We start from the raw sequence: 12,506 nt of genomic DNA, 5'->3' as shown, positions 1-12,506 counted from the left end.
GAAGTCCTGATGGTGCGGGGAAACCCTGATTTGACGATTAACTATACTTGTATGGTAGCATCGTTCCAACAGCTTGAGACAGGCTGACGCACTGATTTTTATGTGCCCGTCGCCGCCCGCGAGCGACCCGCGGCGACCCGCGCATGGCGGGCCGCATGCGTTGCGATAGGCGTGATCGCGCGGTTCGCTCATCCACCTTTTGCTCATCGTTTCCCTGCAAGGAAGAACCCATGAAGATCGTTCGCGCCGACGTGATCGTCACGTGTCCGGGCCGCAATTTCGTCACGCTGAAAATCGTCACCGACGAAGGCATTCACGGCATCGGCGATGCCACGCTGAACGGCCGTGAACTGGCGGTTGCGTCGTATCTGAAGGACCACGTATGTCCGTTGCTGATCGGCCGCGATCCCGGCCGCATCGAGGACACCTGGCAATTCCTCTACAAAGGCGCGTACTGGCGGCGCGGGCCGGTCACGATGACGGCGATCGCCGCGGTGGATATGGCGCTGTGGGACATCCTCGGCAAGGTGACGGGCATGCCGCTGTACCGGCTGCTCGGCGGCGCGTCGCGCGAAGGCGTGATGGTGTATGGCCATGCGACCGGCCGCGACATTCCGGAAGCGCTCGATCGCTACGCCGAACATATCGAGGCCGGCTATCAGGCCATCCGCATCCAGTGCGGCGTGCCGAACATGCGCTCGGTGTACGGCGTCGCGAAAGGCAGCGGCATATACGAGCCGGCCACCAAGGGCGCGGTGGAAGAGCAGAGCTGGTCGTCGGAAAAGTATCTCGATTTCGTGCCGAAGCTGTTCGAAGCGGTGCGCGAGCGCTTCGGCTTCGATACGCATCTGCTGCACGACGTGCACCACCGGTTGACGCCGATCGAGGCCGCGCGTCTCGGCAAAGCCGTCGAACCCTGTCGGCTCTTCTGGATGGAAGATCCCACGCCCGCGGAAAACCAGGCGGGTTTCCGTCTGATTCGCGAGCACACGGTCACGCCGATCGCGGTCGGCGAAGTCTTCAACAGCATCTGGGATTGCAAGCAGTTGATCGAGGAGCAACTGATCGACTACATCCGCGCCACGCTCACGCACGCGGGCGGCATTACCCATCTGCGGCGCATCGCCGATTTCGCTTCGCTATACCAGGTGCGCACGGGCTGCCACGGTCCGTCGGATCTGTCGCCGGTCTGCATGGGCGCGGCGCTGCATTTCGATCTGTGGGTGCCGAACTTCGGGGTCCAGGAATACATGGGCTTTCCGCGGGAGGCGCTCGACGTGTTCCCGCACGCGTGGCGCTTCGACAACGGGATGATGCATCCGGGCGACGCGCTCGGCCACGGCGTCGATATCGACGAGGCGGCCGCCGCGCGCTATCCGTACGACCCGGCGTACCTGCCGGTCGCGCGTCTCGAAGACGGCACGTTGTGGAACTGGTAGGCGCGCCTTGCACGCTCACAACAAGATCACGGAGACACCCTTGAACCCAGCCCGTCCTGAAAGCAGTGCGCCGGCCAGCACCGCGATGCTGCGCCGCGTGGCCGTCGCGTCGACCATCGGCACCGCGGCCGAATACTACGACTTCTTCGTCTACGGCACAGCGGCCGTGCTGGTGTTCGGCCAGAAGTTCTTTCCCGCCGCCGATCCGCTGATCGGCACGCTCGCCGCTTTCGCAACCTACGCGGTCGGCTTTCTCGCGCGGCCCCTCGGCGGCATCGTGTTCGGTCATTTCGGCGATCGCGTCGGCCGCAAGAAGGCGTTGATCGTGACGATCCTGATCGTGGGTCTCGGGACTTTCGCGATCGGACTGCTGCCCGGCTATCAGACCATCGGCATCTGGGCGCCGATCGCGCTGATCGTGATCCGCGTGTTGCAGGGTTTCGGCGTGGGAGGCGAGCAGGCGGGCGCCGTCCTGCTGACCGCGGAATACGCGCCGCCCGCGCGGCGCGGCTTCTTCGCGAGTCTCGTGCAACTGGGCGCGCCCGCCGGCTTCCTGATTCCGTCCGGCCTGTTCGCCTTGCTGTCGGCCACGTTGACGTCCGCGCAACTGCTCGACTGGGGATGGCGCATTCCGTTCCTCGCGAGCGCGCTGCTGGTCGCGCTCGGTTTGTATATCCGCCTGCGTACCGAGGAGTCGCCGATCTTCGCGACGATCCAGCGCACCAAGGCGGTCGCGTCGCGGCCGGTGGTGGAAGTGCTGCGGCAGTTCGGTCCGACCATCGTGAAGGGCGTCGGCGCGAAGCTGATCGAGGCCTGCACGTTCGCGATGTACACGATGATCGTGCTCGCGTACGGCAACGCGCACGGTGTCGCGCAAGGCATGTTGCTGCAAACCGTGATCGTCGCGGTAGCGCTCGAACTCGTGACGATTCCGCTCGCGGGCGCATTGTCCGATCGCATCGGCCGGCGCGCGACGTTCATCGCCGGCGCGTTGCTGCACGTCGCGCTGGTCGTGCCGTTTTTCATCGCGATCGACAGCGGCCAGCGCGGCGCGACGCAGCTCGTGATGATTCTCGCGATCAGCGTCGGCCACAGCCTGTGCTATGCGCCGCAAGCCGCGCTGTTCCCCGAACTGTTTCCGGCGCGCGTGCGGTGCAGCGGCATCGCGTTGATCTGGCAGATCGGCTCGCTGCTCGGCAGCGGCGTGCTCGGTCTCGTCGCGGTCAAGCTGATTCAGGCGACGCATGGCAGCTCGCTCGCGCTGATCGTCTACGTGGCCGTGCTCGGCATCGTGTCGGCCGTCTCGCTGTTCGCATTGCCGGAGACCGCGCCGCGCCGCCGCGGCGGCGATCTGCACGACTGGGCCGGCGGCGCCGCAACCGACGCCGCCGGGAACGCCGCCGCCACCTTTGCTGCTGCATCGCAGTCTTCTCCGCTCGCGCGTCACTGATTGCACGAGCTTCGTCATCTCCGGAGTCCATCATGCTCGCTGCCGTGCTTCACGAACCCAAACTGATCCGCATCGACGAAGTCGAGCCGCCCGAACCCGGTCCTGGGCAGGTGCGCGTGCGGGTGCGCGCCGGCGGCATTTGCGGCTCGGACCTGTCGTACTACTTCAAGGGCAAAAGCGGCGACTTCGCGGTGCGCGAGCCGTTCGTGCTCGGTCACGAGGTGGCCGGCGAAATCGACTCGCTCGGTGAAGGCGTCGGCGCGCAGCAGGGTCTCGCGCGCGGGCAGCGCGTCGCGGTCAATCCGGGGCTCGCGTGCGGCACCTGCCGGTTCTGCGCGACCGGGATGCCGAATCATTGTCTGAACATGCGCTTCATGGGCAGCGCGTCGACCTTTCCGCACACGCAGGGCATGTTCCGCCAGTACATCGTGGTGGCCGCGCGGCAATGCGTGCCGGTGCCGGACGGCGTCGATTTCGCGCAGGCATCGATGGCCGAACCGCTCGCCGTCGCGCTGCATGCGGTGAAGCAGGCCGGCTCGCTGGTCGGCGCGCGCGTGCTGCTGGTCGGCTGCGGCCCGATCGGCTGCATGCTGCTCGGCGTGGCGCGCCGGGCCGGTGCGCATCGTGTGGTTGCGCTCGATCTGTCCGATCGCGCGTTGCAGGTCGCGCGGCAACTCGGCGCGGATCAGACCGTGAATGCCGCGGATACCGCGACGATCACACAGTGGTCCGCCGAGCGCGGCACGTTCGACGTGGTGATCGAAGCGTCGGGCAGTCCGGCGGGACTCGATACGGCATTGCGCGCGGCGCGCGCGGGCGGCACCGTGCTGCAGGTCGGCAACCTGCCCGCGGGCCAGTCGCCGGTGGCGGCGAACCTCGTGATGGCGAAGGAGCTGCGTTATCAGGGCTCGTTTCGCTTCACCAGCGAATACGCGATTGCCGCCGATGAAATCGCGTCCGGCAAGCTCGACCTGCGTCCGCTGATGACGCACGCGTTCACGATGCACGACGCCAATCATGCGTTCGAAGTCGCGCAGGACCGTTCGCAGTCGATGAAAGTGCATCTGACGTTCGACTGATAAAAAGCGCTTGCGCATGCCGTGATCCCCAGGGGGATCACGCTCCCGCATTCAACCCTCGAACCCAACCCCCAGACGGTTCCGAACGCCCCTCGAGAGGCGCGTCGAAGGAGACACCTGATGATCAAGAGTCAACGCTGGTTTATCGTCGCGCTGCTGTTTCTGGCGGGCGTCATCAATTACCTCGATCGCGCGGCGCTGTCGATCACCGCGCCGCTGATCCAGAAGGATCTGAACTTTTCGCACGCGCAGATGGGCGTCGTGTTCAGCAGCTTTTTCATCGGTTATGCGCTGTTCAATTTCGTCGGCGGCCTGCTGTCGGACAAGGTGGGCGCGAAGCGCGTGTTCGGCACCGCGATGGGCGTGTGGTCGGTGTTTTGCGGCGCGACCGCGCTCGCGGGCGGCATCGGTTCGCTGATCGTTCTGCGCGTGCTGTTCGGCATGGGCGAAGGGCCGTTCAGTTCGTCGACGAGCAAGATGGTCAACAACTGGTTTCCGCGCCGCGAGGTGGCGAGCGCGATCGGCGTGATCAGTTCGGGCACGCCGCTTGGCGGCGCGCTGGCGGGGCCGGTGGTTGGCTTCATGGCGGTGCAGTTCGGCTGGCGCTGGGCGTTCGTCGCGATCATGGTGTTCGGGCTCGCGTGGCTCGTGCTGTGGTCGCTCACGACGACCGAACATCCGCACGAGCAGGCGCGCATCACGCCGGCCGAACTCGACCTGATCCGCGCCGGCCAGGCGGGCGAGCATCCGGGCGATCACGCGGGCGGCCATGCGGGCGAGGGCGGCAAGCCGGGCCTCGGCTACTTTCTGCGCAAGCCGATCATTCTCGCGACCGCTTTTGCGTTCTTCTCGTATAACTACGTGCTGTTTTTCTTCCTGTCGTGGTTCCCGAGCTATCTGACCGAGGCGCATCACCTGAGCCTGCAGGACATGAGCATCGCGACGGTGATTCCGTGGCTGCTCGGCAGCGTCGGACTCGCGGCCGGCGGTTTCATCTCGGACTTCATCCTGCGTATCACCGGCAAGCCGCTGCTGTCGCGCAAGCTCGTGCTCGGCACCTGCCTCGGCGCGGCGGCGGTGTGCGTCGCGCTGGCCGGCCGCGTGGCCAGCACGCAAGGGGCGGTCGCGCTGATGTCGGTGTCGATCTTCTTTCTGTATGTGACGGGCGCCGTGTATTGGGCGGTGATCCAGGACACCGTGCCGCGCGAACACGTCGGCGGGGTGGGTGGTTTCGTGCATCTGCTCGCGAATCTCGCCGGCGTGATCGGCCCCGCGGTAACGGGCTTTATCGTCGAGGCGACGCATGGCACGTACGGCAGCGCGTTCGTGCTGGCCGGCGCGGTCGCGGTGCTCGGCGCGCTGTGTTCGTTCGTATGGGTGCGCGAGCCGCGCACGGGCGCGTTGGCGGTCGAGCGCGCATGGTAGTATGGTGCGAAGCCCGCAGTGTGTGGGCCTGCGCAGTGTGCCAGTCATCGCGCTTCACGTGACCGCGCGACGCACCGGCCTTCCATCTGCTCTTCCACCCGCTTGTCGCCTTCGATCCGCCGCTATCCGTTGCCTTGCCAATGCCGACCCGCAACCCCTTCGCCATCGCCTCGTCTCTTTCCACCGATGCCGCGCGCGCGCCGCGCTGCCCGACCTGACCGCGAATCTGTCGTTCGATTCACACGAGCCGATCGGCAAACAGATTTTCCGCGCGCTGCGCGAGGCGATTTTCGCCGGCCAGTTGGTGCCGGGCACGCCGCTGTCGGAGAAGGAAGTGTCGGACATGTTCCAGGTGTCGCGACAGCCGGTGCGCGAGGCGTTCATCAAGCTGGTCGAGGCGGGCGTGTTGCAGGTGCTGCCGCAGCGCGGCACGTTCGTGAAGCGGATTTCGCCGCGTCAGGTGCGCGAAGGGCGTTTCATTCGCGAGGCGATCGAAACCGCGGTGGTGCGCAAGGCAGCCGTCGCGATCACCGACGAGCAGTTGCAGGCGCTCGCGGACAATCTGCGTGAGCAGAGGCTTGCGGCGAAATCGAACGACACCGCCGCGTTTCTCGCACTCGACGAAGCGTTTCACTACGCGATCGCGCAGGCGATAGATTGCACGGCCGCATGGGAAACGATTCAGGACATCAAGGCGCAGATGGACCGGGTGCGCTATCTGAGCCTGCCGGAGGTCTCGCCGCTCGATCTGCTGATCCGGCAGCACGCGAAGATTCTTGCCGGCCTGCGCGCGCACGACCCCGGTGCCGCTGAAGACGCGATGCGCAGCCATCTGCGCGAGATCCTGGTATCGCTCGGGCCGATTGCCGAGCGCAATCCCGCCTGGTTCGAAGCGGACGAGCCGGAGCGCGTGCCGTTGTCGACCTGAGGGTCCAGCGGGCGCTTACGCCTGCTACCACTCAAACGATCCGCACTCCACCCCGATAAGTCGCGCGCGGCACCGGCAGCGCGCCGAGCATCGTCACGCGCACGAAGTCCGCGCGCAGGCCCGGCTCGATCGCGCCGCGGTCGCTCAACCCGGCCGTGCGCGCCGGCTCGGCGGAGACCGTCGACATCGCGCGCGGCAGCGTCCAGCCTGCTTTTTCCACGAGATCGAACACCGCGGTCAGCAAACTCGACGGCACGTAATCCGACGAGAGAATGTCGAGCAGATCCGCCCGCGCGAGTTCCAGAGCCGACACGTTACCCGAGTGCGAACCGCCGCGCACCACGTTCGGCGCGCCCATGATCGTCGCGATGCCGTGCTCGCGCGCGGCTTCGGCGGCAACGCGCGTGGTCGGGAATTCGGCGAGCACGATGCCCTCCGCCCGCGCCTGTTCGACGTGTTCGATCAGCGTGTCGTCGTGGCTCGCGACCGGAATGCCGAGCGTTTTGCAGCGCGAGACGATTTCGCGGCGATGCGCATCCGCGTAGCGTTCCTGTTCGACCGCGAGTTCGGCGAGCGCGCTGGCGATGCGCTCGTCGCTCAGCTTGCCGTTGCGCTCCTGATAGCGGCGCCATTGCTCGCGATCGTGCCATTGCCGCTGACCGGGCGTGTGGTCCATCACCGACGCGAGCCGCAGCAGCGGATGCACGCACAACGAATCGAATACGTCGACGATGTCGGCGGTCGCGACCTCGCAGCGCAGGTGCAGGAAGTGCTCGGCGCGCAGCAGTTGGCGCGCGGACAGCCGCAGCAGCGAGTCGGCGCATTTCATTTGCAGATCGCGGCCGCGCAGCCCGACATTCCAGCGCGAGCCGATCGCGAGCGCGTCGAACACGGTCGTGATGCCGGCGGCGGCGACCTGCGCGTCGTGAATCACGAAGGCGGCGTCGGTGTTCCATTCGACGCCGGGGCGAGGCGCCAGATGCTTCTCGAGATTGTCCGTATGCAGTTCGATCAGACCCGGCAGCAGATAGTCGCCGTCCCAGTCTTCGGCATCGCGCGCGGAAGTCGCGCCGCGTTCGACGTCGCGAATCACGCTGTCCTCGATGCGTACCGCGCCGGTGAATACTTCGTCTCGCGTCACGATGCGCGCGTTGCTGATCAACATCGACTTGCTCCGTAGTCAGTCGGGCTGGTGGTTGCCGTGTGCGTTCAGGCACGTGCCGCGTGGCGCTCGAACGCGCGGCCTGTCGCGTCACCTGGCTTCAGTTTAGTCCCCGGCGATGTCGATCTCACCCGCTCGCCTGGTGGCGCCGCGGCGGCCGCAGTTCCACGCGACGAGTCGCCACCTTGCGACGCGTCTCCTCGTCGTGAAAGATACCGACGATCGCCGCGCCGCGCTCGCGTGCCTCGACGACCAGATCGGCCACCACGTCGCGGTTTTCCGCGTCGAGCGACGCGGTCGGTTCGTCGAGCAGCAGCAACGGATGCCCGGCGATCAAACCGCGCGCGATATTCACACGCTGCTGTTCGCCGCCGGAAAACGTGGCGGGCGCGAGCGCCCATAGCCGCTCGGGCACATTCAGGCGCGCGAGCAGCGCAGCGGCGCGCGCGCGTGCTTCGTCTTCGGCGACGCCGCGCAACAGCAGCGGCTCGGCGACGAGCGTGAGCGTCGGCACGCGCGGAATCACGCGCAGAAACTGGCTCACGTAGCCGACCACACTACGGCGCAGGCGCAGCACGTCGCGCGGCTCGGCGCCCGTGATCGACATGGGTCGGCCGCCATCGCTCGTGTCGCGGATCTCGATCGAACCGGCACTCGCGAGATAGTTGCCGTACAGACAACGCAGCAGCGTGCTTTTGCCCGCGCCCGACGGTCCGACCAGCACCACGCATTCGCCGCGTTCGACGTCGAGCGACACGTTTGCGAGCGCTTCGATCCGCACGCCGCCCTGGCCGTGCAGCGTGAAGGTCTTGCCGATGCCGGCGGCGCGCAGCATCAGCGCCGCGTTGGCGGCGAAAGCGCACCCGGCGTGGCGAGTTTGAACGCCTGTTTCGATGCCTGTTTCAATGAATCGCATGGTGAGTCTCAAGCCGGCAGAACCGAGGAAACCAGCGTTTGCGTATACGGGTGCTGCGGATCGTCGAGCACCTGATCGGTCAATCCCGCCTCGACGACTTCGCCCGCCTGCATCACCATCAGCCGATGCGCGAGCAGACGCGCGACGCCGATATCGTGCGTGACGATCAGCACCGACAGATGCAGCGTGGACGTCAGCGTGCGCAGCAGATCGAGCAGACGCGCCTGCACCGATACGTCGAGGCCGGCGGTCGGTTCGTCCATGAAGACGAGGCGCGGACCGGTGACGAGATTGCGCGCGATCTGCAGGCGCTGCTGCATACCGCCCGAAAACGCGGCGGGAAATTCGTCGATACGCATCGGGTCGAGTTCGACGCGCTCCATCCACTGCGTCGCCGCGCGGCGAATCTCGCCATAGTGGCGCGCGCCGACGGCCATCAGCGGCTCGCCGATGTTCGCGCCGGCCGACACGCCGCCGCGCAATCCGTCGCGCGGATTCTGCTGCACGAAGCCCCACTCGGTGCGCATCAGCAGACGGCGGCGCGGCTCGGACAGCGCGCGCAGATCGAGCGTGTCGCCATGCGACGCGGTGTAATGCAGCGAGCCGCTGTCGGCCCCGGTCTTCAACGCGAGCGTGTTGAGCAGCGTGGTCTTGCCCGAGCCCGATTCGCCGACGATGCACAGCACCTCGCCCGGATACAGATCGAAGCTCACGTTGCGGCAACCGTTGCGGCCGCCATACTGTTTGATGAGCGCGCGGGCGCTCAGCAGCGGCGTCATGCGGATTCTCCTTCGCGCGTGCCGCGGGGCAGCGGCTGCTGTGCTTCGGCATCGGCAGCGGTTTCACCATCGCCGCGCCGCGCGTGGCAGTAGTCGCTATCCGAGCAGACGAACATGCGCGTGCCCGCGTCGTCGACGATCATTTCGTCGAGAAAGCTTTCCTTCGATCCGCACAGCGCGCATGCATGCTGCCATTTCTGCACTTCGAACGGATGATCATCGAAGTCGAGGCTGCGCACCGGCGTGTACGGCGGAATCGCATGAATGCGGCGTTCGCGGCCCGCGCCGAACAGTTGCAGCGCGGGGTTCATATGCATCTTCGGGTTGTCGAATTTCGGAATCGGCGACGGCGAGGTCAGATAGCGATGATTGATGATCACCGGATAGTCGTAGGTGGTCGCGATGCTGCCGTGATGCACGATGTCCTCGTAAAGCTTCACGCTGATCAGCCCATAATCGGCGAGCGCATGCAGCTTTTTGCATTCGGCGACGCGCGGTTCGAGCCGGTACAGCGGCTCGGGCATCGGCACCTGATAGACGAGAGTCTGCCGCTCGGTGAGCGGCGTTTCGGGAATCCGGTGACGGGTCTGGATGATCGTCGCCTCGCTCGTGCGGCGCGTGGTCGCGACGCCGGTCGTTCGCGCGAAAAAGCGGCGGATGTTGACCGCATTGGTGGTTTCATCCGAGCCCTGGTCGATGACCTTCAGCGTGTCGTTCCTGCCGATGATCGCGGCCGTCACCTGGATGCCACCGGTGCCCCAGCCGAACGGCAGCGGCATTTCACGCGACGCGAACGGCACCTGATAGCCCGGCACGGCGACCGCCTTGAGTAACGCGCGGCGCAGCATGCGCTTGGTCTGCTCGTCGAGATACGCGAAGTTGTAGCCGTGCGCGGCGCTGTCGTACGAGGCGGGAGAAAGAGCGGTGTCCGGCGCGTTCATGCTGCCTGCTCCCTGTCGGTGGCGTGGCCGGCTTCATCGCTGCGCCGATGCTGCGCGCGCAGACGCCGCACCAGTTCGAGCTCAGCCTGAAAATCGACGTAATGCGGCAGCTTCAGATGCTGCACGAAGCCCGACGCTTCGACGTTGTCACTGTGCGACAGCATGAATTCGATGTCCTGCGTCGGCGATGCAAGCGTTTCGCCGAGTTCTTCGGCACGCAACGCGCGATCGACGAGCGCCATCGCCATCGCCTTGCGCTCCGAGTGGCCGAACGCGAGGCCGTAGCCTTGCGTGAACGTGGGCGGCACGGCGCCGCTGCCCGCGAACTGGTTGATCATCTGGCATTCGGTGATGTCGATATCGCCGATATCGACGGCTTCGCCAAGTTCGTCGAGCTCCATCTCGACCGCGATCGTGCCGAAGCGGATCTCGCCCGCGAACGGATGCGAATGCGCGTAGCCGCGTTGCGTCGCGTAACCCATCGCGAGCAGGAAGCCTTCGTCGCCGCGCGCGAGATTCTGCAGACGCGTCGCGCGGCTTGCCGGAAACGCAAGCGGCTCGCGCGACAGATCGCCGGGTTCCACGCCGCCGGGGGTCGGGCGTTCCTGTTCGATCAGGCCTTCCTTGTCGAGCAATGAAACGACGCGCGGCATCGGTTCCGTCGCGGACGGTTCCCGCGGCGTCGACGCGTTGCCATACTGTGCATCCGCTTCATGAGGACCGTCGGCGAGCAATGCGAAATCGAGCAGACGCTGCGTGTAATCGTAGGTCGCGCCGAGAAGTTGGCCACCCGGCACATCCTTGAAGGTCGCGGAAATGCGCCGCTCGACCTGCATCGTTTCGGTGTCGATCGCGCGCGTGTAGCCGAAACGCGGCAACGTGGTGCGGTATGCGCGCAGCAGGAAGATCGCCTCGACCAGATCGCCGGCGGCCTGCTTGATCGCGAGCGCCGCGAGTTCTTCGTCGTAGACCGAGCCTTCGGTCATCACGCGCGCGACCGCGAGACGCAACTGTTCGCGAATCTGCGCGACGCTGAGTTCGGCGATCCGCGTATCGCCGCGGCGCGCGTTGTCGAGCAGGCGCCACGATGCTTCGATCGCGCGCTCTCCACCTTTGACGGCAACGTACATCAGTTCACCTTCGCTTCAGTTGTGCGCGGCAGGCCGATCAGGCGCGTGCCGCAAACCAGATAACAGTCGACGCCGCACGGGAAAAGCGGCGCGAGCGCCGCGCGTTCGCGCCAGAACCGCGCGGGCAGGCCGGCAGGTGAAATGGTTGCGGTGTCGAGGATGCCGGGGCCGCTCAGCACCACCGGCGCGCCACCCGTCAGCGCCTCGACGCGGATCAGCAGCGTGGCCGACTGCTCGGGCGACTCGGCGCTGCCAGGCGCGAAGCTTTCCAGCAGCGGCAATGCGCCGGCTTCATGGATATACGCGAACGCGGCCGTGGCGGGCGCGTCGACGAGCGGCGCACCGGTATGAAAACGCACGGCCGATGCGAGCGCGGTATCGGCTTGCGCGAGCCAGACCGGCGTTGTGTCATCGCAGAGGGCCAACAGTGCCGCGAACGCGGCGGGTTCGGCGCGCGTACCATGCGGCTCGGGCAGCACGTCGCCGATGAGGCCGATCGTGCCCGGCCGCGACAGTGCATCGAGCAGCGTGCGAAACACGGCCTGCGTGTCGTGGACCGGATCCGCGAAGCCCGGTGTCAGCGCGGACAACGCAATCTGGGAGCTTTCCATCAGTCGCCCCGCACCATCGTGAAGAATTCGACGCGCGTCGACGCGGCGTCCTGTTGCCGTTGCGCGCGGCGTGCCTGCTGCCGTGCGGCGAACGGATCGATCAGTTGACGATGCAACCTGTCGTGATGCTCGGGCATTTGCAGCAGTGCATCCGCGAGCGCGGCGAGTTCGGCGCGGCGCCGGTCGCGGCCCAGATGACAGGCGACGCCGACGGTCGCATCCGTGCCGCCGGTCGCGCGCAAACGCAGCGTGGCGCGCGTGACCGTTGCTTCGCCGAGATTGAATGGATCGCCGCTGCCGCCGATGCGTCCGCGCACCATTGCAAGGCCGGTTTCAGGCGGCCGCAGCCAGTCGTAAGCGGGAGTGGGGAGGCCTTGCAGCGCGTGCTCCAGCGCGGCTTCGAGGTCGGCGCGCGGGGTGCGGGCCAGCACGGCCATCCAGGTGCGCCGCGCCGACGTCGGCACGGCGGAAGAAGGTGCGGTGGAGGGGGCGCTCATCGGATTTCCTGTCGATCCAGCGAGTGGGCATTTGAGCATCTATTCATCTAAACGTCTAGACATTTATAGGTGTGCTTGGATGTACCGCGAGCCGCCGCGTGTAGCGGCCGTTTCATATTTCCATCACGGCTTGCGCACTACAATGCACG

At 66.4% G+C, this 12,506-nt stretch carries 12 protein-coding genes; 5 read left to right on the top strand and 7 right to left on the bottom strand.

Annotation, left to right across the window (positions count from 1 at the left end; all coding sequences use genetic code 11):
* Nucleotides 1–230: 230 nt before the first annotated feature.
* The 5 genes from manD (at nucleotide 231) to QM685_RS27475 (ending at nucleotide 6,321) form a co-directional block, all read left to right on the top strand.
* Nucleotides 231–1,439 carry a D-mannonate dehydratase ManD gene (gene manD, locus QM685_RS27495; protein ID WP_415121370.1) on the top strand — a complete coding sequence of 403 codons (1,209 nt, stop codon included), beginning with the start codon at nucleotides 231–233 and terminating at the stop codon, nucleotides 1,437–1,439.
* A 40-nt stretch (nucleotides 1,440–1,479) separates the two neighbouring features.
* Complete coding sequence (locus QM685_RS27490) at nucleotides 1,480–2,889, top strand: MFS transporter (RefSeq protein ID WP_415121368.1); 1,410 nt, start codon at nucleotides 1,480–1,482, stop codon at nucleotides 2,887–2,889.
* Between the two features lie 32 nt (nucleotides 2,890–2,921).
* Nucleotides 2,922–3,968 (top strand): L-idonate 5-dehydrogenase, encoded by a 1,047-nt coding sequence (locus QM685_RS27485; protein ID WP_415121366.1) that lies wholly within the window; start codon nucleotides 2,922–2,924, stop codon nucleotides 3,966–3,968.
* 120 nt (nucleotides 3,969–4,088) lie between these two features.
* A complete protein-coding gene (locus QM685_RS27480; protein ID WP_415121365.1) occupies nucleotides 4,089–5,393 on the top strand; it encodes an MFS transporter in 1,305 nt (434 codons plus the stop codon).
* Between the two features lie 58 nt (nucleotides 5,394–5,451).
* Nucleotides 5,452–6,321 (top strand): GntR family transcriptional regulator, encoded by an 870-nt coding sequence (locus QM685_RS27475; RefSeq protein ID WP_415121363.1) that lies wholly within the window; start codon nucleotides 5,452–5,454, stop codon nucleotides 6,319–6,321.
* 31 nt (nucleotides 6,322–6,352) lie between these two features.
* On the opposite strand, the gene QM685_RS27470 is transcribed toward QM685_RS27475, so the two are convergent.
* From QM685_RS27470 to phnG, 7 genes are all read right to left on the bottom strand, one after another.
* On the bottom strand, nucleotides 6,353–7,486 hold the full coding sequence (locus QM685_RS27470) for an alpha-D-ribose 1-methylphosphonate 5-triphosphate diphosphatase (RefSeq protein ID WP_415121361.1): 1,134 nt from the start codon (nucleotides 7,484–7,486) through the stop codon (nucleotides 6,353–6,355).
* A gap of 124 nt (nucleotides 7,487–7,610) precedes the next feature.
* Nucleotides 7,611–8,399, bottom strand: coding sequence for a phosphonate C-P lyase system protein PhnL (gene phnL / locus QM685_RS27465; protein ID WP_415121359.1), 789 nt, complete (start codon nucleotides 8,397–8,399; stop codon nucleotides 7,611–7,613).
* An 8-nt stretch (nucleotides 8,400–8,407) separates the two neighbouring features.
* Nucleotides 8,408–9,178: a phosphonate C-P lyase system protein PhnK gene (gene phnK / locus QM685_RS27460; RefSeq protein WP_415121357.1), complete on the bottom strand. Its 771-nt coding sequence runs from the start codon at nucleotides 9,176–9,178 to the stop codon at nucleotides 8,408–8,410.
* Entirely contained in the window at nucleotides 9,175–10,119 is a 945-nt protein-coding gene (locus tag QM685_RS27455) for an alpha-D-ribose 1-methylphosphonate 5-phosphate C-P-lyase PhnJ (protein ID WP_415121355.1), read from the bottom strand. The genes phnK and QM685_RS27455 overlap by 4 nt, the downstream gene beginning before the upstream one ends.
* A complete protein-coding gene (locus QM685_RS27450; protein WP_415121353.1) occupies nucleotides 10,116–11,249 on the bottom strand; it encodes a carbon-phosphorus lyase complex subunit PhnI in 1,134 nt (377 codons plus the stop codon). Before QM685_RS27450 ends, QM685_RS27455 begins: the two co-directional genes overlap by 4 nt.
* Complete coding sequence (gene phnH, locus QM685_RS27445; protein WP_415121351.1) at nucleotides 11,249–11,860, bottom strand: phosphonate C-P lyase system protein PhnH; 612 nt, start codon at nucleotides 11,858–11,860, stop codon at nucleotides 11,249–11,251. Before phnH ends, QM685_RS27450 begins: the two co-directional genes overlap by 1 nt.
* Nucleotides 11,860–12,357: a phosphonate C-P lyase system protein PhnG gene (gene phnG / locus QM685_RS27440; RefSeq protein ID WP_415121349.1), complete on the bottom strand. Its 498-nt coding sequence runs from the start codon at nucleotides 12,355–12,357 to the stop codon at nucleotides 11,860–11,862. The genes phnH and phnG overlap by 1 nt, the downstream gene beginning before the upstream one ends.
* Between the last annotated feature and the right edge of the window lie 149 nt (nucleotides 12,358–12,506).

It is taken from the genome of Paraburkholderia sp. (assembly GCF_047605525.1).
Taxonomy (GTDB): Bacteria; Pseudomonadota; Gammaproteobacteria; order Burkholderiales; family Burkholderiaceae; genus Paraburkholderia.
The sequence above is the reverse complement of the archived record's forward strand: the minus strand, read 5'-3'. Positions and strand labels throughout refer to the sequence as shown.